A 25,441-nucleotide genomic window follows, 5' to 3' on the forward strand; every position below is an offset into this window, starting at 1 on the left:
ATTATCACGGTGCCCCGCACTCCGGCAGTAAGGTGCATGGGGGGCGCGCCGCCCCTTGCAACTTAACCGCCCGGCGATGACAGCCGCGGCGCAGCGTGGGCAGGGTCGGTGGACAGGCGGAAGGTGCCCACCACCTCCGACAGCCGCACCGACTGGTCCTTGAGGCTCTGTGCCGCGGCAGCGCTCTCCTCCACCAGCGCTGCGTTCTGCTGGGTCATCTGGTCGAGTTGGGCCACGGCCTGGCCGACCTCGTTGATGCTGGTGCTTTGCTCATTGGTGGACGCCGTGATCTCGGCCATGATGTCCGTCACACGCTGCACCGAGGTCACGATCTCGGTCATGGTGGTGCCCGCGTCGTGCACCAGCCGCGAGCCGTTTTCCACCTGCTCGACCGAGGTATTGATCAGGGTCTTGATCTCGCGTGCGGCCTCGGCGCTGCGCTGGGCGAGGCTGCGCACCTCGCCTGCTACCACCGCAAAGCCCCTGCCCTGCTCGCCCGCGCGGGCGGCTTCCACCGCAGCATTGAGCGCAAGGATGTTGGTCTGGAAGGCAATGCCGTCGATGACGCCGATGATGTCGTTGATCTTGCGCGAGGCCGCATTGATCTGGTCCATGGTGGTCACCACATTGCCCACCACCTGTCCACCATGTTGCGCCACGCTGGACGCCTGGGCCACCAGCTGGTTGGCCTGGCGTGCCGAGTCTGCGTTGTGCCGGACGGTCTCGGTCAGCTGCTGCATGGAGGCTGATGTCTGCTGCAGGCTGGATGCCGTGAGTTCGGTGCGCCCGCTCAGGTCATGGTTGCCGGTTGCAATCTCTTCGGCGGCCACGCGTACCGAGCTGCTGGCGTCACGGATCTGCGAGAGCACACCGGAGAGCTTGCCCGCAAAGCTGTTGAAGCTACCGGCGATCTGGGCCAGCTCGTCCTCACCGTGGGCGTCGATGCGGCGCGACAGGTCGCCGTCACCGGCGCCGATTTCATGCATCGCGTCACGCACCAACGTGAGCTGGCGCAGGCGCCGCGTCAGAACCACGCCCAGCAGCCCTACGGCCACCACCAACACCAAAACGCTGGAGATCAGCGATGTGGCCAGCATGGCCCGGATCGGTGCCATGGCCTCGCTTTCATCCAGGGCCACCACCAGCATCCATGAGGTGCCCGCGATCGGCACCACGCTGAGTAACCGGCTGCGCGACGCAATGTCCGCCTGCAGCAAGCTTTTGTCCTTGGATGCAGCGAGCAGCTTGTCGGTCACGAGGTCCTTGGACAAATCGGCAATGGGCTTGAGGGTCAGCGCCTGGTCGCGGTGGGCGATGATCTTGCCGTCGGCAGACACCAGAAACCCGAAACTCTGCGGCGTGGGCTGGATGGAAGCCACATTGGCAACCACTGACTCCATGTAGACATCACCAGCCGCCACGCCTTTGAGCGCTGCGCCGGCGCCCACCGGGGTCGCAAAAGTCACCACCAGTTTCTGGTCGGACGCCGAGATGTAGGGCGGCGTGACCACAGACCCGCCCGCTTGCGCGGCCTGCTTGTACCAGGGACGTGCGGTGGGGTCGTAGTCGGCGGGCAGGCTACGAGTCTCTGAAAATACGTACTTCTTGTCCGCGTAGCCAAAATACGCCGTGCTGAACTTGCCCGCGTCGCGCAGCATGGCCAGTGACTTGGCAGGTTCGGGATCTTCAAAGGCGGCGACGGAGGCCGCAATGATCGTGGCCTTGGCCCGCGCCCACTCCTCGATGGTTTCTGCATGGCTCTTGGCGGTCGCCATGCCCTCTTCGGCCAGTGAAACCTGCGCCTGTGCACGCGCCGACAGGTAGTTGACCAACGTCAACACCATCAGGGCAGCCACCATGCAGGTGGCAGAGAGGACCAGGATCTGGCCCTTGAGCGTCTTCAGAAGCGACATGAAGCCCTCCTTGAACCGCCCGCGCAGGCGGTCTGCAGGCATGTTACATCCGGTAGCAGTCCATGCGCCAGTGCGGGTTTGTGCGCCCCTGCAAGGCGTCGGCCAGAAAAACAACAACGGCCCCGAAGGGCCGTTGGAACCGCACCAAGCTGGTGCATTTGGTGCCAGCAACGACAGGCCTGAACCTGCCTCAGCGGGCTTAGCGGGCGTCCGCCTTGGTGTCGCTGAAGCGGCCGTAGCTCTGCAGACGCTCGTAGCGACGGTCCAGCAAGTCTTTGGTCTTGAGGTCTGCCACCTGGCGGAAGGCATCGCCCAAAGCGCGCTTCAAAAATGCGGCCATCTGCTTGTGGTCGCGATGGGCGCCGCCCACGGGCTCGCTCACGATCTTGTCCACCAGGCCCAGGGCCTTGAGGCGGTGGGCGGTGATGCCCAGGGCGTCAGCGGCCTCTTGCGCCTTGTCGCTGGTCTTCCAGAGGATGGACGCACAGCCTTCTGGGCTGATGACCGAGTAGATGGCGTATTGCAGCATCACAACCTGATCGGCCACGCTGATGGCCAAGGCGCCGCCGGAGCCGCCTTCGCCAATGATGGTGGTGATGATGGGTACTTCGAGCTGCGCCATCTCGAAGATGTTGCGGCCAATGGCCTCGGACTGGCCGCGCTCTTCGGCGTCAATGCCCGGGTAGGCGCCGGGCGTGTCCACAAAGGTGAACACGGGCAGCTTGAATTTCTCGGCCGTCTTCATCAGGCGCAGGGCCTTGCGATAGCCTTCGGGCTTGCTCATGCCAAAGTTGCGCATGGCGCGCTCCTTCGTGTCGCGGCCCTTCTGATGGCCCAGCACCATGCAGGCGTGGCCGTTGAAGCGCGCGAGGCCGCCCACGATGGACAGGTCGTCCGCGTAGTGGCGGTCGCCGTGCAGTTCGACGAAGTCGGTGAAGATGTCGCGCACGTAGTCGAGCGTGTAGGGACGCTCAGGGTGGCGGGCGATCTTGGTGATCTGCCAGGGCGACAGTTCGCTGTAAATGTCTTTGGTGAGCTGCTGGCTCTTCTTGCTCAGCTGGTCGATCTCTTCCGAGATATCGACGGCACTCTCGGTCTGCACGTAGCGCAGTTCTTCAATTTTGGACTCCAGCTCGGCAATGGGCTGTTCGAAATCCAGAAAGGTCTTTTTCGCCAACGTTTTTCTCCTAGGGGGATCGCACCCGGCGGGGTTGCCACGAATGGCACGCACTGTAACCGGCGTGCCTGCAGTGGTGTCAATAGGTTACAGGCAGGGGGTCCAGAGACCGCCAAATATACCAAGTCGCGACGCTGCACCAGGGCTTCCAGGCCTCGGCCACCTCGCGGGCGTCACTGCGGCTCACGGGGTCGCCAGAGAAGTAATTCTGGCTGATCCCGCTGATCAACCCTACGTCGTCGAGGGGCAAAACATTGGGCCGCATCAAATAGAAGATCAAAAACATCTCGGCCGTCCATCGGCCGATGCCACGGATGGCCACCAGCTCGGCAATGATGGCCTCATCATCCATGGCGGCCCAGTCCTTGACGTGCAGCTTGCCGCCTTCAAAGTGCATGGCCAGGTCCACCAGGTAGTCCACCTTGCGGGCAGACAGGCCTGCGGCCCGCATGTCGTCGATCTTGAGCTTGAGCACGCTGGCGGGCTTCATGCCGCGCGGCAGCAGCGCCACAAAACGCTCCCATACGGCCTGTGCTGACGCCACTGACACCTGCTGTCCCACGATGGAACGCGCCAGTGTGATGAAGGGGTCGCCCTTGGTTTGCAGCGCGGCGTCGCCAAACTGGGGGATCAGGCGCTTCATCACCCGGTCTTTTTTCACCAGGTGCTTGCAGGCCTCGGCCCAGTAGTCGGGCGTGGCCAGCACCAGCGACGGCGCCACAGCGTCACCCGCTATCTTTTTAGAAGCTGCCACCGCTTATTCCACCTGCACTACTGGCATATTTGGCATCAAAACCATGCTCATTGGGCAGCTTCCCATGTGGTGCCGGCGGCAGAGTCCTTGAGCACAATGCCCTGGGCCAGCAAGTGGTTGCGGATGCGGTCGGCCTCGGCAAAGTTCTTGGCCGCCTTGGCTGCGGCCCGGGCAGCAATCTGTGCCTGAATCTCAGACTCATCCACACCGGCGGCCCCGGACTGAAGAAAAGCCTTGGGGTCACCCTGCAAGATCCCCAGGCAGCCACCCAGCGCCTGGAGCAACCCCGCCAGCTCGACGGAGCGGGTCTTGTTGACCTCACTGGCCAGGTCAAACAGCACTGCCACGGCCTCGGGAGTGCCAAAGTCCTCGTCCATCGCGGCCTTGAAGCGGGCCGCGTAAGGGTTGGTCCAGTCGATGGAAGCCGCTTGTGAGGGAGTCACCAGGCTCAGCGCGGTGTACAGCCGCTTGAGCGCCTGGCGCGCGTCATCCAGATGCGCATCGCTGTAGTTCAGCGCGCTGCGGTAGTGGGCGCGGACGATGAAAAAGCGCACGGTCTCTGCGTCATACGTCTTGAGCACGTCGCGGATGGTGAAGAAGTTGCCCAGGCTCTTGGACATCTTCTCGTTGTCCACGCGCACAAAGCCGTTGTGCACCCAGAACTTGGCCAGCGGCTTGCCCGTGGCACCTTCACTCTGGGCGATTTCGTTCTCGTGGTGGGGGAACTGCAGGTCCGCGCCGCCGCCGTGGATGTCGAAGGTTTCACCCAGCGTGGCGCCGCACATGGCCGAGCACTCGATATGCCAGCCGGGTCGGCCCGAGCCAAAGCTGCTGTCCCATTTGGCCTCGGGGGGTTCCTCGGGCTTGGAGGCTTTCCACAGCACGAAGTCGAGCGGGTCTTCCTTGCCGTCCAGCACTGCTACGCGCTCGCCGGCGCGCAGCTCGTCGAGCGACTTGCCCGAGAGCTTGCCGTAGCCATCGAACTTGCGCACCGAGTAGTTCACGTCGCCGTTGCTCGCACGGTAGGCCAGGCCCTTGCCCTCCAGCTGACCGATCAGCGAGAGCATCTGCGGCACGTATTCAGTGGCACGCGGCTCCACCGACGGTGGCTCGATGCCCAGCAGGCCGATGTCCTGGTGCATGGCGGCAATCATCTCGTCAGTGAGCTGGCGGATGGTGATGCCACGCTCCAGCGCACGCTTGATGATCTTGTCGTCGATGTCGGTGATGTTGCGCACGTAGGTCACGCGCAGGCCGCTGGCCTTGAGCCAGCGCTGCACGACGTCGAACGCCATCATCATCCGGGCGTGGCCGATATGGCACAGGTCATAAATGGTCATGCCGCACACATACATGCGCACATGGCCAGGTTCGAGCGGGGAAAAGTCTTCCAATGCACGCGACAGCGTGTTGTAGATGCGCAAACTCATGGGATTTCAGTAACGGGAGACTTGATGGGGTGGGCGAGGCAAAGAAACTCACCCGGCAGCAGCGGAACTCGGCCCTTGACAGGGGGTGGCCCGGCAAGGGGCGTCCAGCAAAATCACCAGCGGCAACAGCGTACCGTCATGACAACCCCCTCAGCTACAATCCGCCGCAGTATAAGCCCCCGCCCGGGCTGGCTGCCGCCCAACTCCTTTGTACCCCCATGAAGCAAGTCCGACGCACACTCCCACGCCTACTGCGCCTTCTGGCACTGACCGCCCTGATGGGCACGGGCGTGGTCCACGCGGACGACTATGCCGACATCACCCAGTTGCTCAAGGCTGGCAAGGCGTCCGAGGCGCTGGCCAAGGCCGAGCAGCGCCTGGCCGCCAACCCACGTGACCCGCAGCTGCGCTTCTTGCGCGGCGTGGCCCAGACCGACTCGGGCAAGCAGGCCGACGCCATCGCCACCTTCACCAAGCTCACCGAAGAGTACCCAGAGCTGCCCGAGCCCTACAACAACCTGGCTGTGCTGTACGCCAACCAGAACCAGCTGGACAAGGCCCGCACGGCGCTGGAAATGGCGATCCGCACCAACCCCAGCTACGCCACCGCGCAGGAAAACCTGGGCGACATCTACGCCAAGCTGGCCAGCCAGGCCTACAACAAGGCGCTGCAACTGGATGCCAACAACGCCAACTCGGTCAAGCCCAAGCTGGCGCTGATCCGCGAATTGTTCTCCAACGAACCCGGAAGCAAAACCGGTCGCCCTGCCGCCGCAGCGCCCGCGCCCGCGGTGGTGGTAACCCAGCGCCCTGCACCCGCTCCAGCGCCCGCCGCTGCGCCAGCAGCTGCAGCCCCGGCGCCAGCGCCTGCCGCCGCTCCAGCTGTCAGCCCCGCTCCCGCTGCAACGGCTCCGGCACCTGCCCCAGCTCCTGCAGCTGCCAGCGACGCGTCCACTCAGGCCGTTACCTCCGCCGTACAGGCCTGGGCTGCGGCCTGGTCGTCCAAGGACATGAAGGGGTACCTGGGCGCGTACGACAAGTCGTTTGATCCACCTGGTCGCCAAGGCCGCGCTGCCTGGGAGAAGGAACGCGAGGCGCGCATCGTCGGCAAATCCAAGATCAGCGTGAAGCTTTCTGACATCACCGTGTCCGTACAAGGTGACAAGGCCACGGCCCGGTTTCGCCAGGCATACAGTGCCGACTCGCTCAACGTGAGCAGCCGCAAGACGTTGGACCTCGTCAATAACAACGGCCGCTGGACCATCGTTCGCGAATCCACAGGCGGTTAACCATGGCCCCCGATGCGGCGCCTGCGCCTTCCGCGCGGGCTTTTTTTTTGCCCTGACAGTCAGCTGATAGATGGTTTGCATGTTTGTGCCCCTGACCAACGCAGGCCGCAGGGCAGCATCGGCGGTGCTGTTGCTGCTGGGCCTCTCGTTGGCCACGCCAGCCCTGCCGCAGGGTGCCAAGGCCCGCCGGGCGGCTGCTGCGCATGCGGCATCCACCACGCCCCCAGTGGCGCCCACACCTGCTGAGCTGCGCGACGGCCAAGCAGAGACGCGCCTCATGGCGGTGTACAAGCTGGTGGCCGAAGGCCGGGGTCGCGAGGCGCTGGCCCAGGCCGAGAGCCTGGCGCGCGACTACCCCAATTTCCAGCTGGCGCAACTGGCGGTCGGTGACCTGCTCATGTCGCGAACCCGGCCACTGCGGCATATGGGCGATGTGGCCCCTGAGCCGGACTCGGCCCGCAGCATCCAGGCCGCTGCGGCACTGGCCGAACTGCGCACCGAATCGCGCCAGCGTGTGGATGCACAACGCAGCCGCCCCCCGGTCAATGCCATCCCCGCACAGTTCCTGGAGCTATCCCCTCGCTCGCGCCACGCGATTGCGGTAGACACCTCGCGCTCTCGCCTGTATCTCTTTGAAAACACCGCCCAGGGCCTGCGGCTGGTGGCCGACTACTATGCCTCCGTGGGCAAGCTCGGCATCGAAAAAGAGGTGGAGGGTGACCAGCGCACACCGCTGGGGGTGTACTTCATCACCAGCCGCCTGGACCCGGCCAAGCTCAAGGACTTCTACGGCGCGGGCGCCCTGCCCATCAACTATCCCAACCCCCTGGACCAGAGCCGGGGCAAGACGGGCAGCGGCATCTGGCTGCATGGCACGCCGCCCGACCAATTCTCGCGCGCGCCACTGGCGACCGACGGTTGCCTCGTGCTGGCCAACCCCGACCTCGAACGCATCCTGCGCACGGTGGAGCCCCGCTCCACCCCCGTGGTCATTGCGCGCCAGTTGCAATGGGTGCAGCCTCACAGCGTGGCGGCCGACCGCAAATCGTTCGAAGCGGTGCTCAACGCCTGGCGCACCGCCAAGACCGAGGGCGACATGAAGCGCCTGCTGGGCTTTTATGCGCCCGACTTCCAGAGCTACCGCAAGAAGCCGCTGGAGGAATGGACCCAGGTGCTGCAGGCCGAGGCCCGCGCCCTCAAGGGCCGGGAACTCCAGCTCAAGGACAAGTCTTACCTGCGGTGGACAGACTCGGCCGACACCATGGTGGTAACGTTCGGCGAAGTCGCCGAAGGCGCCCGCACGGGCCCGGTCAAGCGCCAGTACTGGACGCGCCGCGGCCAACAATGGCAGATCTTTTTCGAAGGAGTGATTGGATGATTTCCAGAAGAAATTCGACGGTAGCGCTTGCAAGTATTGCCCTGGCTGCTATGTTTACAGTAGCACCCGTACAGGCGCAAGATGCCCCCAAGGTCAAGCTGGCCACGTCGATGGGCGACATCGTCGTGCAGCTCGACGCCGCCAAGGCCCCCAAGACGGTCGAGAACTTCCTGGCCTACGTGAACAGCAAGCACTACGACGGCACGATCTTCCACCGCGTGATCGACGGCTTCATGATCCAGGGCGGCGGCTTCACGGCTGACATGCAGCAAAAGCCCACCAAGGCCCCCATCCCGCTTGAAGCCAAAAACGGCCTCAAGAACGACACGTACACCATCGCCATGGCGCGCACCGGCGATCCCAACTCGGCCACTGCGCAGTTCTTCATCAACGTGAAGGACAACGGCATGCTCAACGCTCCCAACCCCGATGGTCACGGCTACGCCGTGTTCGGCAAGGTGGTCGAAGGCACCGCCGTGGTGGACAAGATCAAGGCCGTGGCCACCGGCAACAAGGGCGGCCACCAGAACGTGCCCACCACCCCCATCACCATCAACTCCGCCACCGTGGTGAAGTGAAGAGCCCATTTTTTGAAAGAAGCAAAGCCATGAGCAACCCACAAGTCGAACTGCACATCGCCGGCTACGGCGTCATCACCCTCGAACTCGACGCCGCCAAGGCACCCAAGTCGGTCGAGAACTTCCTGGCCTACGTGAACAAGGGCCACTACAACAACACCATCTTCCACCGCGTGATCCCCGGCTTCATGGTGCAAGGCGGCGGCTTTGAGCCCGGCATGACCCAAAAGGGCACCGACGCGCCCATCGAAAACGAAGCCAACAACGGCCTGAAGAACGCCAACTACACCGTGGCCATGGCCCGCACCAGCGACCCGCACTCGGCCACCGCCCAGTTCTTCATCAACGTGGCCGACAACGGCTTCCTGAACCACACCGCACCTTCGGCCCAGGGCTGGGGCTATGCCGTGTTCGGCAAGGTCGTGTCGGGCACCGACGTGGTGGACAAGATCAAGGCCGTGAAGACGGGCCGCAAGGGCTTCCATGACGACGTGCCGAAGGAAGACGTGATCATCGAGAAGGCCGTCGCCCTCTGAGCATGGCATCCCCCTGTGGCGCTGCGCGCCCCGCTGAGGCCACACCAATGTCGGCCGCCCATTGCAGGCCGCAGCGCAAGGGATGAACCACCCAGCCTCCCCCGTGACCACGACCGTGCCCCGGTTCGAGGAGCTTGTCGCTCCCTCGCATTGGCGCACGGTCGATTTCATTTCAGACCTGCACCTGCAGGCCAGCGAGCCCGCCACGGTGGCCGCATTCCAGCAGTATCTGGAAGGCACCACGGCAGACGCCCTCTTTATCCTGGGCGACCTGTTCGAAGTGTGGGTGGGCGACGATGCCATGAGCGAGCCCAGCAGCTTCGAAGCCCGGGGCTGCGCCCTCCTTCGGGCCGCCGCGCAGCGCCTGCCGGTGTACTTCATGCATGGCAACCGCGACTTCCTGGCGGGCCCTGCCTTCCTGGCTGGGTGCGGCATCACCGGCCTGGCAGACCCCACAGTCCTGGTCTTTGGCGGCCAGCGGTATGTCCTGAGCCACGGCGACCTGCTGTGCCTGGACGATGTGGACTACCAGCGTTTTCGCCTGCAGGCCCGCAGCGCCGCCTGGCAGCAGCAATTTCTGACCCAGCCTTTGGCCACGCGCCGCGTGCAGGCGCGCGGCATCCGCCAGGAAAGCGAGGCGCGCAAGCAGTCTGGGGCCACGTACGCCGATGTGGACAGCCCCGCCGCCATCGCCTGGATGCAGGCCGCAGGCGCCCACACCCTCATCCACGGCCACACCCACCGGCCAGCCGACCATGTGCTGGCTGCGGGTCTGCAACGCGTGGTGCTGAGCGACTGGGATGCTGCAGCATTGCCCCCCCGGCTGGAAACACTGCGTTTGTCCAGCGCGGGCTTGGAACGGCTGCCCCTGGCCCCCAAGTAACAGCGGTCATGAACTGAGCGGGCCCACCTCCCGCAGCCCGATCGCCATGCCCCCCTTGCTCAACCGCCTCTGGCGCCGCGTGCGCGCCACCGTGGCCCCGGTGCCGGACATCTCCGCCACGCTGTGGCTGCAGACCGTGCAGCGCTACCCATTTCTGGCCGCACTGTCGCTGCACGACCAGGCCAAACTGCGTGTGCTGAGCGCGCTCTTTTTGCATCACAAGGAATTCCACGGTGCCCACGGCCTCATGGTGACCGACGCCATGGCCATCGACATTGCCGCGCAGGCCTGCTTGCCCCTTCTGCACTGGGGCGACCCCGCCAAGGCACTCGACTGGTACGACGATTTTGTGGGCATCGTGCTGCACCCCGGCGAGGCCGTGGCCCGCCGCCAGACGATGGACGAAGCGGGCGTGGTGCACGAGCACACCCAGGTGCTGCTGGGCGAGGCCATGGAGCGCGGCCCCATCATGCTCAGCTGGCAGCATGTGAGCAACGCCACCGAGAACACCGCGCGGGGCCACAACGTGGTGGTGCACGAGTTTGTGCACAAGCTGGATATGAAGAACGGCCAACCCAACGGCTGCCCTCCTTTGCCCGCAGGCTTCATGGGCACACGCACCGGCCGTGCGGCGTATGAAGCCTGGTGGGCAGCCTGGGAGCCCGCCTACGAACAGTTTCGCGAAAGCGTGATCATGGCCGAGCGCTTCGGCGCCGAACGGCCCTGGCTGGACGCGTACGGCGCCACCTCGCCCTCCGAGTTCTTTGCCGTGGCCTGCGAGGCGTACTTTGTGAATCGCGAACGGTTTGCCCAGGAGTTTCCGGGGCTGATGCCGGTGCTGGATGCGTTCTTCGCAACGCAAACAACGCCAACCCATAAGACCATGTCTTGACCCGTTCCCCTCCCATTTGCGCAGTCTGTTGCACTTGCATTTCGTTACCTCCAACTGCGCCCACTCGTGGACTAGACTGGGGCGGCTTTCAATGGGTCCAAACAATAGTCCTGACACGCAAGGAAGGGAAAACGGAGTTTATGCAACGTAACGTTTTCAAGAGTCGGCCTGCGCTGCCCCTGCTGCCCGTCACCGTCGCACTGCTGGTTTTGTCTGCGTGTGGAGGAGGCTCCTCCGATACGCCAGCCCCCCCAACCCGCCCCGCGACCATGTCGCTGCTCGCAGGCAGTACCGATGGTCTGGGTAACCAAGACGGTGCTGCAACTGTTGCACGCTTTAGCAAAGACATCAAAGGACTGGCTGTGTCGCCGTCCGGTGATGTGGTGATCGCTGACGCGGGCAACAACGCCATCCGCAAGATTTCCACAACGGGGCAAGTCAGCACGGTCGCGGGCGGCGGCGTGACAAACATCAGCATCTATGCCACCCCCATCGTGAACTACGCGGATGGCACTGGCACGGCAGCCCAGTTCGGCGCGCCCGAAGCCGTGGCAGTGGACAGCGCAGGCAACACCTACGTAGCGGACACGAAAAACCACGTGGTGCGCAAGATCGATGCTGCGGGCAAAGCCACAACCCTGGCCGGCCAGCCGGGAAAATGCGGCAATGCCGATGGGTCGGCACCGGCCGCGACCTTCTGCAATCCATCAAGCATCGCCGTGGATGGCGCAGGCACCGTGTACGTGGCCGAGATGGGCAGTGCCAATGGTCGAATTTCCCAAGTCTCGGGCAATCCCATCCGCAAAATCAGCGCTACCGGGGAAGTGACTACGGTGGTCTTCAAAGCCAGCCAGATGCCAAGCCGGCAACACTTTTCGGGCGGTGCCTACGTCTACTTCTACATACCCGTGCGCCTTGCCGTCGATGCCGGTGGGACGCTCTACGTAGCGGATCCCAACGATCACGTCGTGCGCAAGTTCGAACCGAATGGCCAGGTCACAGTGCTGGCTGGCACAGTGAGTGAAAACAACGCGGGCTACATGGACGGCGCGGGGACAGCCGCCAAGTTCCACGGCCTGGACGCCATTGCGCTGGACCGCCAGAACCAAGCGTATGTGTTGGACGGCGATGGCGTCAACAAACGGATCCGCCGGGTCGGCAGCGATGGCACTGTGTCCACAATCGTGCAGTCCCCCCGATGCAGCATGTTTGAAACCCTGGGCCAAAGCCCCTGCTCGGCAACTCACCTGGCCGTTGATGCTGCCGGCGGCCTGCTGGTGAACGAATTCGGTTCAATGGACGGCAGCGCCTACGTTACCTACTCCTCGGTCCGGCGGTTTACCGCCGACGGGCTTACATCCAGTGTGGTGGCAGGTTCACTCTCCGGCTTTGGAGCCCTCGACGGCACGGGCGGCGCTGCGCGCTTTGCACTGCCTACCGGACTGGCCTTCGGCAAGGGCGGCACGCTGTACGCGGCGGACAGCCTCAACCACACCCTTCGCACCATCTCTGCCGAGGGGGTGACGCGCACTATCGGTGTGCCGACCCAATCCTGCTATCGCGCTGAGCCCGGCAGGGTCACCGAAACCAGCTTCTGCTACGTAACGACGCTGGCGCTGGACGGTGCTGAAAACCTCTATGTACCCACCGGCAACAGGATCATGAAGGTCACGCCCGCCGGGGACGTGAGCCTCCTCGTCGACCTGACGGCCTGGGTCTACAGCCCGGGCGGGGCAGGCTACGACCAGGTGCAGGGCATCGCCTTGGACAGTGCCGGCAACGTGTATGTCGCGATGGAAACCAGCGGGGTCATCTTCAAGATCAGCCCCACCGGGCAACCTGTGGTGTTCGCGGGCAGTCTGCATGTACGAGGGCATGCGGACGGGCAAGGCAGTGCCGCACGGTTCTCGGCCCTCGGCAACATGACGACCGACGCTAGCGGCAACTTCTACGTGGTCGACGGCAAGGACTACCCAAGCCAGGGTATCGGCCCGACCGTGCGCAAGATCACGCCCGAAGGCGTGGTCAGCACCATCGCGGGCAAGGCGGACGCCGCCCCCGGCTGGGTGGACGGTGCCAGGGACGTTGCACGTTTCAGGGTTGCCGACGAACCTCTCATATCTTCGCTGCAGAGCGCCCAGTTGGCGGTGGACGGCTCAGGCAATGTGTATATCACCGACCCGATCACCAGCGTCATCCGAAAGATCGCGGCGGCCGATGGCCAAGTCAGTACGCTGGTGGGCCAGCCGGGGCGCTACGGTTTCACCGCAGGCCCCCTCCCAGGTATGGTCAACCGCCCCGTGGGTATTGCGGTGCGCAACTCCACGCTGTACATCTCGATGCCCAACGCTGTGGTGCAGGTGCACTTGCCGTGAACGCACCGCATGTCCGATGAGAGGTTGGTATTCGCTGTGACTGCGCAATCAGCGAGCATTTGAGGCCCCAGCACGTTTCTATCCATGGCACCGCTCTGGCGATCCCGACACACGTCTTCAACGGGCTGATGGCCATCCTTGCCAAACTGCGATCCAGGCGCAGATTTGTAGGGAAGTTATATGCAAAGCAAACCATGCACTCCAGACCGAGGTCGCTGGAGGCTGCTGGCCTCGCTGGCAATCCCTGTGCTTGGATCCTGCGGCGGAGGTTCCAGCGATACACCAGCCCCGCCACCGCCGCCCGCTTCAGCCTCTCGGTCCGCGGCCTAGCTGTTGCACCTAATGGAGACTTGGTAATAGCGGATGCCGGCAACAACGCCATCCGCAAGCTGTCTACCGCAGGGCAGGTGAGCACACTGGCCGGGGGTAGCGATGTATTGCCACAGATACCCGTTGCAACGCCCGCCGCGAACCACGCGAACGGAACGGGTGGAGCTGCAAAATTCAAGGCGCCTCAAGCGGTGGCTGTGGACGCAGCGGGCAACACCTATGTGGCAGACACAGACAACCATGTCGTACGCAAGATCGATCCGGCTGGCAACACATCCACCCTCGCAGGTCAGCCAGGGGTGTGCGGCAACACAGATGGATTCGGCTCTTCGGCAACGTTCTGCCTACCAACAAGCATCGCAGTAGACGGCTCAGGCAACGTGTACATCTCTGAGAGCATGGGGCTCAACGGCATCACCGGCAACCCCATTCGAAAAATCACGGCGGCGGGTGCCGTCAGCACCGTGACTTCCAAGGCAAGCCAAAAGACAAGCCGGATTCACTTTTCAGCAGGTACATACATTTATTTTTATGCGCCTGTTCGCTTGGCCATCGACACCTCAGGCACCCTTTACGCAGCAGACCCAAACGACAAGGTCATACGTAAATACTCTCCTCAGGGATCGGCAACAATCGTCTCCGGCACGGTGGCCGAAGACTACGGATACCACTATGCCGATGGACCGGCCAACGTCGCCAAGTTCGGGACCATGGACGCCATTGCCCTTGACAGAAAAGACCGGCTGTACGTGCTGGACGCAGGAATCGGTGGAAAGCGTATACGCCGCATAGAAAGCGATGGCTCCGTATCCACCGTTGTGGGTCCGACCCCCTCCTGCGACGATTCAAATGCACCATACTTATGCTGGGGTCAGGATCTTGCAATCGACGCTTCTGGTAATTTTTTGGTGAACGAGTCGCCATCCATCACTGGAAGTCCGATTCAGCAATACTCGCTCATCCGCCGTTTCACCTCCGATGGAGCATCTTCCAGTGTGGTAGCCGGTTCCACGACGGGCGTCGGCTTCGCTGATGGCACAGGCGCGGCGGCTCGGTTCTATATGCCATCGGGACTTGCCGCAGGCAAGGCAGGCAAGCTGTATGTAGCGGACACTGGGAACAATGTGATCCGCGTTGTTTCACCCACAGGGGTCACTCGTACCCTGGGAGCATCGGGCAAGCCTTGCGCGTCATCGGGTGGTAAGGTTTCCGAATTGAGCTTCTGCTTTGTTCAAATGCTGGCGGTAGACGCCGCTGAAAGCCTCTATGTGCCCAATGCCGCCCGCATCGTCAAAGCGACACCGGCCGGCGATGTCGTTTTGGTAGCAGATCTTGCTGCCCTGATGTACGACCCGCAGATGCGAGCCAACGACAACATCGCAGGCATCGCTGTCGACAGCGTTGGTAACGTGTACGCGGCGGCCGCTTCGGGGAGTGCCATTGTCAAGATTCCCCTGGTTGGCGAGCCTGTGGTGTTTGCAGGGGCCCTGCGCGCATTGGGGCACGCCGATGGACAAGGGAACACCGCCCGTTTTTCCAGGCTCGGCAACATGGCCATCGACTCCAAAGACAACCTGTACGTCATCGACGGCATGGGTGACGATAACAGTGTTGGCCCCACCGTGCGCAAGATCACGCCTGCCGGAGTGGTCAGTACCATCGCTGGCTCTGCGACCGAAGCACCGGGCCTGGTGGACGGGAGCCGGGCAGATGCCCGCCTGACGGTATCTCAGCCTGGCTTCGGTTCAATGCAAAGTGCTCGCCTGAGACTAGACGACCAAGGAAATGTGTACGTCAGGGACTCCGTTCATAGTGTGGTGCGTAAAATTGCCGTCGCGGATGGCAGTGTGAGCACGCTGGCGGGGCAACGGACTCGTTAGGGTTTTACCCCCGGCGATTTGCCAGGCATGGTCAACCGGCCCGTTGGGGTTGCGGCGCAAGGCTCCACACTCTACGTGACAACGTCAAACGCGGTGGCCGCTATCAAGCTGCCCTGATGCCATTGCGGGGCCATACCGCCATCAGGAAGCGGGCTTGGCGATAAGCGAGCAGACAGGCCACAGTCGCCTGCCTCATCGACTCCCACGCGGCCGCCCATGCACAGCTTTGACACCAGCCTCCGGTGCCTAAGGTTATGCGAGGGCGACCTTCGGGTACCAGTGGCCTCATCTCCTCGGGCATTGCCCGTGCGCATCATGGATGCGTTGGGTGGGCCAGTCGCAGACGCAACCGACGCAGGCATGACACAGCTGCAAACGCTACCGATAGCCACTAGCCCCTGGGCTGGCCCGTTTCAGCGCGCTACGCGAAGCCTGCACCGTTGATGGCACATAGGGCAACGACCCGCTGCAGGCATGCCAAGTCTTGGTGAACGATATGCACTAACCAACTGTTACTTGGCAGTAGTAATACAAGCCCCATAGACTCGCTTCATTACATTTTTTCAGCAATCAATATTCATCCACGGGAGTTTCATGGGGCACATCAGATCCAACGAACGACTGCGACGCGTCAGCCTGCTGGTTGCGTTGGTAGCCACCACTGTCACCGCTTGCGGGGGGGGCTCTGGCGGCTCCGTGGAAACGCCTGCACCGCCGCCATCGCCGCCAGCCGTTCCGGCTACAGCCCTATCAGTCCTGGCTGGAGATCCCAATGGCGACGGCAATCAGGATGGCGCAGCGCTCAGCGAAGCCCGTTTCAACGTCGACATGGGTGGGATGGCGGTGACCACATCAGGCGACGTCGTCATAGCGGACACAGGTAACCATCGCATCCGCAAACTGAGTGCCACCCAGGACCAGATCAGCACCTTGGCCGGTGGTGGAGGTCCAGCACCTGAGGTTGGCGTCAATTTTGCCGACGGTAACGGCCCTGACGCACGTTTCCGCAGACCCATGGCAGTCGCCGTCGATGGGGCAGGAAACACCTATGTTGCAGATACAGGAAACAATCTGGTCCGCAAAATCAGTGCAGCGGGCAAAGTCACCACGCTGGCCGGTAAACCGGGCGTCTGCGGCAACCAAGATGGCCCCACTGGCATCGCGACCTTGTGCAATCCCAGCAGCATCGCTGTGGACAAGGCTGGCAATGTATTTGTGGCACAAGGTAACTCCGCAGCCAACGCCATTCGCAAGATTACTGCCGCAGGGGAAGTGAGCACGTTGGTCAGCAAAGCCAGTTTGTACGCAACCGCCCGGCCCGGTCCTTGGGGACCGACCTACTACTACGACCCTGTGCTCTTGGGGACCGACTCGACGGGAACGCTGTACGCCGCAGACCCCAACGACCACGTAATCCGGAAGTACACAGCCGACGGGCAAGCCACCTTGGTATCTGGTAACGCAACTCAGAGTAATGAAGGGGATTCGGACGGCACGGCTTCTGCCGCGCAGTTCCGCACCTTCCGCGCCATGGCATTCGACGCCGCAGACCGCCTGCACGTCCTGGGCCCCGACAACACGGGCTACCCGACCATCCGTCGTATTGCAAGCGATGGCGCTGTGACGACGCTCTTTCGTGCGAAGTCTTGCACCACCCAAACTGGTTTAGCTGTGGGCGCCCCAGGAACTCTGTGTACTGCAGCCCAACTGGCCGTCAAGGCCAGCGGCGAGTTTCTCGTCACCGAATATGGGTACCACGATGGCTCGTACAGGTACGCACAGCTGCGCAGCTACACACCGCAAGGCACTTCAACCATGGTCGCGGGACGGCCTTCCGCCGAAGGTTCTGAAGATGGACAGGGTAGTAGCGCTCGCTTTGACCGGCCCGGTGCGCTGGCCTTCAACCCATCTGGGTCTCTGTACGTGCGGGACAACGGCAACATGTGGACGCGGGACAAAGGGAACAACACCATCCGCACAGTGCAAGCAGACGGCCTGGTGCGCACCTTGGGCAAGCCGGGCGGGCATTGCACGGCAGTCACTGGTATGGCCAGCGAATTTCTGGCTCTTTCGGGCCCGACCAGTGGGTACTTGCGGTACAACGGTGGCCCGCTGGCCACCGACAGTGCTGGAAACCTGTATACCGTCCATGAGACGCTCGTCCTCAAGATGCGCAATTGCGAGGTCACACTCCTGGCGGACTTGACGTCGCTGCTGACCACGTCCACTTACATATTCATGGGCAACAATGCGTCCGGTATTGCAGCGGACAGCAAAGGCAATGTCTACGTTTCCACGCTCAAGGGCGCAATTTTCAAGATTGACACGAATGGCGCCCTCACGCTGTTTGCAGGTACCGTTGCCACGATAGGCCATGTTGACGGGCAAGGGGCCGCAGCACAATTTGCGGCGCCGGGCTACATGACCATCGATGCAGCAGACAACCTGTATGTGGTCGACGGCCTGTCTGCTGTCAACGTCAAAGTCGGGCCCACCATCCGCAAGATCACGCCAGCCGGGATGGTCAGTACGTTGGCGGGCAATCCCAACACCGCTGCTGGCTACGCTGATGGCCCCGCGGCAACTGCGCAATTCACGGTGGGCTCCACATCGTCCGGTGAGACAGCCAGCCTCGCAGTGGACAGCAAGGGCAACGTGTATGTCACAGATCCGGTCAACAGCGTGATCCGCAAGATTGCCCCTGACGGTCAGGTCAGCACACTGGTGGGGCAGCTGTGGAAGAACGGGTTTGCAGCAGGCGATCTGCCCGGCATCATCAATCGCCCGGCCGGAATCGCGGTGCGCAATTCAATGATGTACATATCGATGCCGAACGCGGTGGTGCAGGTGCAGTTGCCGTGATCAACCCGCAGCCAGCTGCCGTGCACCGCGCTAGCGCTGGGCGTGCCGCAGCCATGGCGCCACCGCCAATCCTTGTGCAGTATCGCTGCGGCACGCTAGCCAGCGGCGGCACCCCACCCGTTCATTGTTATTCCTGAGGTACGCAACCATGCCCGATTCATCCACGTGCAGCCGCCGTCGGCTGTCCCACTCGCTCTGGACCTCGCTGGCCATGTCTGCGCTGGTATCGTGCGGTGGAGGGTCAGGGGGTGATGCGCCGCCGCCGCCGCCTCCGCCTCCGCCCGCCACGCCCCTGGCGTTGCTGGCTGGCACTACCGAGGGGCCAGGAACGCAGGACGGCCTGGGCACTGCGGCCAAGATCAGTACCGAAAGCGGCGGCATGGCACTGGCACCCAACGGCGATGTACTGATTACCGACCCGGGAAACCAGACCATTCGCCGGCTAGCGCCCACCGGGCAGCTCAGCACCTGGGCGGGCGGAGGTCCCACCCGCAGCGACGCCAGCAGCGAAGGGCCGCGCTACCTGGATGCCGCGGGCACTGCAGCCCGCTTTAATGTCCCTCTGGCCGTGGCGGTGGATGCGGCCGGCAACGCCTATGTGGCAGACGCCAGCAACCACCTGGTGCGCAAGATCGATGCCGCGGGCAACGTCACCACGCTGGCCGGTAAGGTGGGCGTGTGCGGCAACGCCGATGGCACCGGTACGGCGGCCACGCTGTGCAGCCCAACCAGCATTGCGGTGGACCGGGAGGGCAATGTGTTTGTGTCCGAATGGGCGCCAACCTTGCAAGACATCTCCCTGACGCCGACAGGCAATCCCATTCGCAAAATCACGCCCGCAGGAGTGGTCACAACGGTCATCTTCAGGGCCAGCCAGTACGCAACTCCGGGCTTCGGGAGCTACAACCCAGACCGCCTGTACCCCGTCAACCTGGCGACCGACTCTGCAGGAACCCTGTACGCTGCAGATCCCAACGATCATGTGGTGCGCAAGTACGCGCCCAACGGTCAGGCCACAGTGCTGTCGGGCACGGTGGCTCTCAATAACGCCGGCTACGTGGATGGAGCGGCTAGCGCGGCCAAATTTGGTGCATTGCAGGCCATCGCGATAGACCGCTCCAACCGAGTGTTCGTCCTGGACCGCTATGAGGGCACGCCCGTGCGCGAGATCGCGGCCGATGGCTCCGTCACAACCGTGCGGCGCGCGGACAACTGCAGCTTTGGACCCAACATGCTGCCCCAACCCTTCTGTGCGGGCAAACATCTGGCGGTGGACGCCGAAGGCCGCTTCCTCATCACGGAAAACGGTCCCTCCGACGCCTATCGAACGTATGCGGTTGTCTACCGCGCTCCGCGCGCCGGCGCGCCCGACCTGCAGGTGGGCACCGCCTCGCTGGCAGGGCACACCGATGGCCGCGGCAGCGCCGCGCGCTTTGACAGCCCTGGCGCGCTGGCGGTGGACAAGGCAGGCACGCTGTACGTGCGCGACCGCAACAACGCCGCGCTGCGCACCGTCACATCCGATGGCACGGTGGCCACCCTCGGCCGCGCCAAGAACCCGTGCGCACAGATGACAGGTCCGATCAACGACGTGGCCTTCTGCGGCTCGGCTCCGCTGTCCATCGATGGAGCGGGCAACATCTATTCTTTCGACTTCAAGCGCATCCTCAAGACAACCCCTGCAGGCAACGTTACTGTGCATGCCGACCTCTCCGCCCAGCTAGACGCGATACCGGGCTTTCTGCTGCAGGGACTGACTGGCATGGTCGCCGACATTGGCGGCACCGTCTATGCGGTTTCCCTGCAGGGCGTGGTATTCAAGGTCACCCCGGCCGGCGCCGTCAGCGTGTTTGCGGGGAATCCCAACGCGCGCGGACACGCGGATGGTCCGGCAGCCTCGGCGCAGTTCTCGGCCTTGGGCCAGATGACCATCGATGCCGCGGGCAACGTCTATGTGGTGGACGGCCGCTACCACAACATCACGGGCATCGGCCCCACCGTCCGCAAGATTACGCCCGCCGGGGTGGTGAGCACGATTGCGGGGCGCCCGGACCTGCCGCCAGCGCTGGTGGACGGTCCGGTGGCCTCGGCGCAGTTGACCGTGGACACCGGCGCAGCCATCTCGGACTCCCACGCCTGGCTGGCCGCCGATGCCAGCGGCAACGTTTACGTGACCGATCCGCGCAACCGCGTGGTGCGCAAGATCGGCGCCGACGGCCAGGTGAGCACCCTAGTAGGCCAGCGCTGGAACAAGGGCTTCGCGGCCGGCCCGCTGCCGGGCTTCATCGACGAACCCACGGGCATCGCAGTGAATGGGTCTACGCTGTACCTCTCCACCTCAAACGCATTGGCGGCCGTGAAGCTGCCCTGACACGCTAGGCGCGGCCGCCAACGCCTTCTTCACTCGCACTGAGCCCCCTGAACGAAGACTCCCATCGCGCCCCCACGGCCCTGCACACCTACGTCGACGTGGTGGCCACAGCCGGCCGCATCGCAGGGCACGCCCACCGCCCCATGCTCGCCTCGCGCAGCATCGACGCGGAATGGGGTGCGCAGGTGCTCTCCAAGTGCGAGAACCATGCCGCGCATGGGCGCCTTCAAGTTCCGGGGGGCGTTCACCGTGCTCTATCGCATCGATGCAGCCCGGCGCAAGGCGAGTGTGGTGGCGCTTTCGTCCGACAACCGCGCCCAGCGCATCGCTCTCGCAGCGCGAGAGCTGGGCATTCCGGCCACCATCGTCATGCCGCGGGAGGTGCCCGCCGCCGAGGTCGCCACCACTCAGGGGTATGGCGCCACGGTGGTGCTCTATGGCCGCTACATCGAGGACCGCGAACAGAGCACCCGCGCCGTGGCGCCGCAGTACGGCCTCAAAGTGATTCCCCCGTTCGACCATGCCGACGTGCTGGCAGGCCAGGGCACGGCACGGCGGCGAAGGAGCTGTTCGAGGCAGTCGGCGCACTCGACGCGCTGTTCGTGTGCCTGGACAGCGGCGGGCTCCTGTCGGGCGCGGCACTGGCCACGCGGGCCCTGCCGCCCCGCTGCAAGCTCTACGGCGTAGTGCCCGCTGCGGGCAACGACGGCCAACAGTCCTGGCGCACCGGGGCCATCGCGCACATCGATAGGACCAAGACGATTGCCGATGGCGCGCAGACGTAGCACCTGGGGCAAATCAGTTTTGCCATCATCCGGCGCGATACGGACGACATCCTCACGGTGACGGACGAGCAACTGGTGGACGGCATGTCCATTTTTTGCCGAGCGCATGCACCCGGTGGTGGAACCCAAGGGTGCCTGGGCTTTGCAGCGGCAAGCGAGATGCGCGTCGAGCTGCGCGGCCAGCGTGTGGGCGTGGTCATCAGCAGCGGCGGCGTGAACCTGGCACGCCTCGGCGCGTTGCTGGTCGGCTGAAGGCAACACCATGCCTCACGCGCCATACTTTGGCAATTTTCAGCCTCCAGCGCTTGCTGGTATTGCGCAATAAGCTATCAAACAAATAGCATTGATTCACACTGCGGCACCCTGGCCGCAGCCGTGGCCAATTTCAGGCTGCCAGCACCTGCTCTACCGCCAGCTTGGCTTCTTCAAGGCTGCCAAAAAAACGCGTGGGCTGCGGCGTCGCCCTGGGCAGGTGGGTGGGCGCGGGCCACAGACGGTCGTCCGTCCAGGCAGCCGTCCACCCGCCAATGTCCTTGCGTTTGACAGAGCACACGGCGTGGCCGTTGACCATGGCGTTCCAGGTGGTCGGGGGACTGTGGTCCCAGGTGATGTCGGCCATGGCGCCCTCCAATCAGTATGTAACCCATTGTAGGAAGGGGATGCCGCTGCGCAACAGGGACATCACCTGGCAGCAGCGCCAGCGCCACACCGTGGGCCTGCAAGGTGGCGCCGGCGCGGCGCGCGGGTGTCCCGTGCGGCCGTCAGCCCGCAGACAGTGTGCGTCGCGCTGCGTGCGCCACGGCCTGCGCATCTACGTCAAAGAACTGGCGCAGCGCCGCGCGGGTGTCGCTGCGGCCAAAACCATCGGTGCCGAGGGTGACGAACCGCCGCCCCTCCGGCACCAAGGCGCGCACGGTTTCCGGCACGGCGCGCACGTAGTCGGTGGCGGCGATCACTGGTCCACGGGTCGTGGCCAGTTGCTGAGTCAGCCATGCGGGAGCAGGCTGGGCATCGCCCGCCAGCCAGCGCTGCTCGCAGGCCACGCCGTCGCGGGCCAGTTCGCTCCAGCTGGTGACGCTGAGCACGGTCACATCCACGCCCTCGCTGGCAAGTTGTTCTGCGGCCTTGACCACCTCGGTCAGGATGGCGCCAGAGCCCATTAGGGTGACGCTTTTGGACGAAATCGCGCTGTCGCGCTGGTGTATATTGCCTGGATAGCTCCTGAAAATATAGCATCCACGCAGCACACCCTCTGCTGTACCGGCGGGCAGGTCGGGCTGGGCGTAGTTCTCGTTCATCAGCGTGACGTAGTAGAAGACGTCGCGCTGCTCGGTCACCATCTCGCGCATGCCGGCGTCGATGATGACGGCCATCTCGCCCGCATAGGCCGGGTCGTAAGCCTTGCAGTTGGGAATAGTGGCGGCCACCAGGTGGCTGCTGCCGTCCTGGTGCTGCAGGCCCTCGCCGCCCAGTGTGGTGCGGCCCGAGGTCGCGCCCAAGAGGAAGCCGCGCGCACGCTGGTCCGCCGCAGCCCAGATGGCATCGCCCACGCGCTGGAAGCCGAACATCGAGTAGTAGATATAAAACGGTAGCATGGCCAGGCCGTGCACGCTGTAGCTGGTGGCGGCCGCCGTCCAGCTTGCGATGGCGCCGGCCTCGCTGATGCCTTCTTCCAGGATCTGGCCGTCCAGCGCCTCGCGGTAGCTCAGCACCGAGCCGATGTCCTCGGGCGCATAACGCTGGCCCACGCTGCTGTAGATGCCCACCTGCTTGAACAGATTGGCCATGCCGAAGGTGCGCGCCTCGTCGGCCACGATGGGCACGATGCGCGGGCCCAGCGTGGCGTCTTTGAGCAACGTGCCCAGCATGCGCACGAAGGCCATGGTGGTGCTCATCTCCTTGCCATCGGCCTGCAGCGCGAACTGCGCGTAGCTATCGATGGATGGGACGGGCAGCGCGTCGCACGCCGTCTCGCGGCGCGGTAGGTAGCCGCCCAGTGCGTCGCGGTGGCTGCGCAGGTAGCGCATCTCCGAGCTGTCTTCGGCGGGCTTGAAGAAGGCCAGGCTGGTGGCCTGCTCGTCGCTGAGCGGCAGATTGAAGCGGTTGCGGAATTCGATGAGGTCGGTCTCGTCCAGCTTCTTCTGGCTGTGCGTGGTCATCTTGCCCTGGCCGGCAGTGCCCATGCCGTAGCCCTTCTTGGTGTGAGCCAGTATCACCGTGGGCTGGCCCTTGTGCGCAGCGGCTGCGGCGTAGGCGGCATGGATCTTCACCAGGTCGTGCCCGCCGCGCTTCAAGCGGTCGATCTGCTCGTCCGTCATGCCCTGGGCCAGGGCCGCCAGCTCAGGGTTCTGACCGAAGAAGTTGTCGCGGTTGAAGCGGCCGTCCTTGGCCGCGAAGGTTTGCATCTGGCCGTCCACCGTGCCTTCGAGCGTGCGCACCAACGCACCGGTCAGGTCGCGGGCGAACAGGCCGTCCCAGTCGCTGCCCCACACCAGCTTGACCACGTTCCAACCCGCGCCGGCGAACAAGCGCTCCAGCTCGTCGATGATGCGGCCGTTGCCACGCACCGGGCCATCCAGGCGCTGCAGGTTGCAGTTGACCACCCAGACCAGGTTGTCGAGGCCCTCGCGCGCGGCCAGGGTCAGCGCGCTCATGCTCTCGGGCTCGTCCATCTCGCCGTCACCAAACACGCCCCACACCTTGCGCCCCGCGCAGTTGAGCAGGTTGCGGTGCGTGAGGTAGCGCATGAAGCGTGCGTGGTAGATGCTGCTGATAGGGCCGATGCCCATCGAGCCCGTGGGGAACTGCCAGAAGTCGGGCATCAGCCAGGGGTGCGGGTAGCTCGACAGGCCCTGCGCGCCTGCACCCGGCGCCGTCAGTTCCTGGCGGTAGTGCATCAGGTCCTGCTCGGACAGGCGCCCTTCCAGGAAGGCGCGGGCATACACGCCGGGCGCGCTGTGCGGTTGAAAGAACACCAGGTCGCCCCGGTGCTGCCCTTCGCCCAGGCCTTCACGGGCACGAAAGAAATGGTTGAACCCGCTTTCGAAAAGATCCGCAGCACTGGCGTAGCTGGCAATGTGCCCACCCAGCTCGCCATACGCCTGGTTCGCGCGCACCACCATGGCCAGCGCGTTCCAGCGCACGATGGAAGCCACACGCTCCTCGATGGCTAGGTCACCCGGGAACACAGGCTGGTCCTGCACCGCCACGGTGTTCACGTACGGCGTGTTCAGGTCGGGCTGCCAGCCAATGCGCTGCGCACGCGCCACCCGCACCAGCTCCTGCAGCATGTGCCGCGCTCGCTCGGGGCCTTCGGTGGCGACGAGTGCCAGGAAGGCATCGCGCCACTCGGCGGTTTCTTCGGGGTCGGCGTCCAGGGGGGCGCCGGTGGCTTGTTGCAGCAGGGCGTGGGGTGTGAGGGCGTTCATGGATGCCACTGTAGCGAGGCTGGCTCCAAATGAGTTGCCGTTTTGCCTTTCGTGCCGCACACCTATAGCACTTTATGCCGCCAAAGCCATAAACTGCGGCATATGAAACTGGATACCCTCGATTTGCGCATTCTGGCCGAGCTGCAGGCCGATGGATCTTTGTCCAACGTGGAACTGGCGCGGCGCGTGCACCTGTCGCCCTCGCCCTGCCTGGCGCGGGTGAAAGCACTGGAGGCAGCAGGCGTCATCAGCCGCTATGTGGCGCTGGCCAATGCAACGGCGCTGGGACTGGGCCTGAATGTGTTCATCAGCATCAGCCTCAAGGCGCAAAGCAAGGAGGCCCTGGCCGACTTTGAACGCCGCATTGCCGAACACGATGAGGTGATGGAGTGCTACCTGATGAGCGGCGACAGCGACTACCTGATTCGGGTAGCGCTTGCCGACATTGGGGCGTTGGAGCGTTTCATTCTGGAGCAGCTGTCGCCCATTCCGGGCGTGGAGAAGATCCGGTCGAGCTTCGCACTCAAGCAGGTGCGCTACAAGACCGCCCTGCCTTTGCCCAGCGCCTAAGCATGCACGG

General features: G+C 64.0%; 18 protein-coding genes and 1 pseudogene. 13 read left to right on the plus strand and 6 right to left on the minus strand.

Annotation, left to right across the window (positions count from 1 at the left end; all coding sequences use genetic code 11):
* Nucleotides 1-62: 62 nt before the first annotated feature.
* From ATF69_RS14750 to cysS, 4 genes are all read right to left on the minus strand, one after another.
* Nucleotides 63-1,913 (minus strand): methyl-accepting chemotaxis protein, encoded by a 1,851-nt coding sequence (locus ATF69_RS14750; protein ID WP_056747209.1) that lies wholly within the window; start codon nucleotides 1,911-1,913, stop codon nucleotides 63-65.
* 199 nt (nucleotides 1,914-2,112) lie between these two features.
* Complete coding sequence (locus tag ATF69_RS14755; protein ID WP_056747083.1) at nucleotides 2,113-3,090, minus strand: acetyl-CoA carboxylase carboxyltransferase subunit alpha; 978 nt, start codon at nucleotides 3,088-3,090, stop codon at nucleotides 2,113-2,115.
* A gap of 79 nt (nucleotides 3,091-3,169) precedes the next feature.
* Entirely contained in the window at nucleotides 3,170-3,844 is a 675-nt protein-coding gene (locus ATF69_RS14760; protein WP_056747082.1) for a DNA-3-methyladenine glycosylase family protein, read from the minus strand.
* 47 nt (nucleotides 3,845-3,891) lie between these two features.
* Complete coding sequence (gene cysS / locus ATF69_RS14765) at nucleotides 3,892-5,274, minus strand: cysteine--tRNA ligase (RefSeq protein WP_146871423.1); 1,383 nt, start codon at nucleotides 5,272-5,274, stop codon at nucleotides 3,892-3,894.
* Between the two features lie 218 nt (nucleotides 5,275-5,492).
* Here cysS and ATF69_RS14770 point away from each other — a divergent pair, with 218 nt between their 5' ends.
* The 12 genes and pseudogenes from ATF69_RS14770 to ATF69_RS23490 all read left to right on the plus strand — a co-directional run bounded on the left by ATF69_RS14770 (nucleotide 5,493) and on the right by ATF69_RS23490 (nucleotide 21,685).
* The gene (locus ATF69_RS14770) at nucleotides 5,493-6,563 is read left to right on the plus strand and encodes a YybH family protein (protein ID WP_146871424.1); all 1,071 of its coding nucleotides are present in this window, start codon (nucleotides 5,493-5,495) and stop codon (nucleotides 6,561-6,563) included.
* 70 nt (nucleotides 6,564-6,633) lie between these two features.
* Nucleotides 6,634-7,941: a L,D-transpeptidase family protein gene (locus ATF69_RS14775; protein WP_121942492.1), complete on the plus strand. Its 1,308-nt coding sequence runs from the start codon at nucleotides 6,634-6,636 to the stop codon at nucleotides 7,939-7,941.
* A complete protein-coding gene (locus ATF69_RS14780; RefSeq protein WP_146871425.1) occupies nucleotides 7,938-8,519 on the plus strand; it encodes a peptidylprolyl isomerase in 582 nt (193 codons plus the stop codon). The genes ATF69_RS14775 and ATF69_RS14780 overlap by 4 nt, the downstream gene beginning before the upstream one ends.
* A 29-nt stretch (nucleotides 8,520-8,548) precedes the next feature.
* On the plus strand, nucleotides 8,549-9,055 hold the full coding sequence (locus ATF69_RS14785; protein ID WP_056064668.1) for a peptidylprolyl isomerase: 507 nt from the start codon (nucleotides 8,549-8,551) through the stop codon (nucleotides 9,053-9,055).
* 82 nt (nucleotides 9,056-9,137) lie between these two features.
* Nucleotides 9,138-9,938 (plus strand): UDP-2,3-diacylglucosamine diphosphatase, encoded by an 801-nt coding sequence (locus ATF69_RS14790; protein ID WP_208758735.1) that lies wholly within the window; start codon nucleotides 9,138-9,140, stop codon nucleotides 9,936-9,938.
* A 46-nt stretch (nucleotides 9,939-9,984) separates the two neighbouring features.
* Nucleotides 9,985-10,830: a M90 family metallopeptidase gene (locus ATF69_RS14795; RefSeq protein ID WP_146871427.1), complete on the plus strand. Its 846-nt coding sequence runs from the start codon at nucleotides 9,985-9,987 to the stop codon at nucleotides 10,828-10,830.
* A 269-nt stretch (nucleotides 10,831-11,099) separates the two neighbouring features.
* Nucleotides 11,100-13,205 carry an SBBP repeat-containing protein gene (locus ATF69_RS14800; RefSeq protein ID WP_146871428.1) on the plus strand — a complete coding sequence of 702 codons (2,106 nt, stop codon included), beginning with the start codon at nucleotides 11,100-11,102 and terminating at the stop codon, nucleotides 13,203-13,205.
* A gap of 194 nt (nucleotides 13,206-13,399) precedes the next feature.
* On the plus strand, nucleotides 13,400-15,415 hold the full coding sequence (locus tag ATF69_RS14805; protein WP_158641489.1) for an NHL repeat-containing protein: 2,016 nt from the start codon (nucleotides 13,400-13,402) through the stop codon (nucleotides 15,413-15,415).
* A gap of 696 nt (nucleotides 15,416-16,111) precedes the next feature.
* Nucleotides 16,112-18,277 (plus strand): NHL domain-containing protein, encoded by a 2,166-nt coding sequence (locus ATF69_RS14810; RefSeq protein WP_158641490.1) that lies wholly within the window; start codon nucleotides 16,112-16,114, stop codon nucleotides 18,275-18,277.
* A gap of 148 nt (nucleotides 18,278-18,425) precedes the next feature.
* Entirely contained in the window at nucleotides 18,426-20,648 is a 2,223-nt protein-coding gene (locus ATF69_RS14815) for an NHL repeat-containing protein (RefSeq protein WP_146871431.1), read from the plus strand.
* 216 nt (nucleotides 20,649-20,864) lie between these two features.
* Nucleotides 20,865-21,433, plus strand: a pseudogene (locus ATF69_RS23485) (pyridoxal-phosphate dependent enzyme).
* Between the two features lie 57 nt (nucleotides 21,434-21,490).
* The gene (locus tag ATF69_RS23490) at nucleotides 21,491-21,685 is read left to right on the plus strand and encodes a hypothetical protein (RefSeq protein WP_425291782.1); all 195 of its coding nucleotides are present in this window, start codon (nucleotides 21,491-21,493) and stop codon (nucleotides 21,683-21,685) included.
* Between the two features lie 133 nt (nucleotides 21,686-21,818).
* Here ATF69_RS23490 and ATF69_RS14825 read toward each other — a convergent pair whose 3' ends face one another.
* Nucleotides 21,819-22,052: a hypothetical protein gene (locus tag ATF69_RS14825; RefSeq protein ID WP_146871432.1), complete on the minus strand. Its 234-nt coding sequence runs from the start codon at nucleotides 22,050-22,052 to the stop codon at nucleotides 21,819-21,821.
* Between the two features lie 142 nt (nucleotides 22,053-22,194).
* Nucleotides 22,195-24,861: an alpha-ketoglutarate dehydrogenase gene (gene mdeB, locus ATF69_RS14830; RefSeq protein ID WP_146871433.1), complete on the minus strand. Its 2,667-nt coding sequence runs from the start codon at nucleotides 24,859-24,861 to the stop codon at nucleotides 22,195-22,197.
* Nucleotides 24,862-24,963: 102 nt separating this feature from the next.
* On the opposite strand from mdeB, the gene ATF69_RS14835 reads away from it, so the two are divergent.
* On the plus strand, nucleotides 24,964-25,431 hold the full coding sequence (locus ATF69_RS14835) for an Lrp/AsnC family transcriptional regulator (protein WP_146871434.1): 468 nt from the start codon (nucleotides 24,964-24,966) through the stop codon (nucleotides 25,429-25,431).
* Nucleotides 25,432-25,441: the final 10 nt, after the last annotated feature.

This window comes from Acidovorax delafieldii (genome assembly GCF_007993815.1).
Lineage (GTDB): Bacteria > Pseudomonadota > Gammaproteobacteria > Burkholderiales > Burkholderiaceae_C > Acidovorax > Acidovorax delafieldii.

Excerpts from the sequence above, each read along its gene's own strand:
- ATF69_RS14750 (WP_056747209.1), bottom strand. The coding sequence starts at position 1,913 with ATGTCGCTTCTGAAGACGCTCAAGGGCCAGATCCTGGTCCTCTCTGCC.
- cysS (WP_146871423.1), bottom strand. The coding sequence starts at position 5,274 with ATGAGTTTGCGCATCTACAACACGCTGTCGCGTGCATTGGAAGACTTT.
- ATF69_RS14770 (WP_146871424.1), top strand. The coding sequence starts at position 5,493 with ATGAAGCAAGTCCGACGCACACTCCCACGCCTACTGCGCCTTCTGGCA.
- ATF69_RS14775 (WP_121942492.1), top strand. The coding sequence starts at position 6,634 with ATGGTTTGCATGTTTGTGCCCCTGACCAACGCAGGCCGCAGGGCAGCA.
- ATF69_RS14780 (WP_146871425.1), top strand. The coding sequence starts at position 7,938 with ATGATTTCCAGAAGAAATTCGACGGTAGCGCTTGCAAGTATTGCCCTG.
- ATF69_RS14785 (WP_056064668.1), top strand. The coding sequence starts at position 8,549 with ATGAGCAACCCACAAGTCGAACTGCACATCGCCGGCTACGGCGTCATC.
- ATF69_RS14790 (WP_208758735.1), top strand. The coding sequence starts at position 9,138 with ATGAACCACCCAGCCTCCCCCGTGACCACGACCGTGCCCCGGTTCGAG.
- ATF69_RS14795 (WP_146871427.1), top strand. The coding sequence starts at position 9,985 with ATGCCCCCCTTGCTCAACCGCCTCTGGCGCCGCGTGCGCGCCACCGTG.
- ATF69_RS14800 (WP_146871428.1), top strand. The coding sequence starts at position 11,100 with ATGTCGCTGCTCGCAGGCAGTACCGATGGTCTGGGTAACCAAGACGGT.
- ATF69_RS14805 (WP_158641489.1), top strand. The coding sequence starts at position 13,400 with ATGCACTCCAGACCGAGGTCGCTGGAGGCTGCTGGCCTCGCTGGCAAT.
- ATF69_RS14815 (WP_146871431.1), top strand. The coding sequence starts at position 18,426 with ATGCCCGATTCATCCACGTGCAGCCGCCGTCGGCTGTCCCACTCGCTC.
- ATF69_RS14825 (WP_146871432.1), bottom strand. The coding sequence starts at position 22,052 with ATGGCCGACATCACCTGGGACCACAGTCCCCCGACCACCTGGAACGCC.
- mdeB (WP_146871433.1), bottom strand. The coding sequence starts at position 24,861 with ATGAACGCCCTCACACCCCACGCCCTGCTGCAACAAGCCACCGGCGCC.
- ATF69_RS14835 (WP_146871434.1), top strand. The coding sequence starts at position 24,964 with ATGAAACTGGATACCCTCGATTTGCGCATTCTGGCCGAGCTGCAGGCC.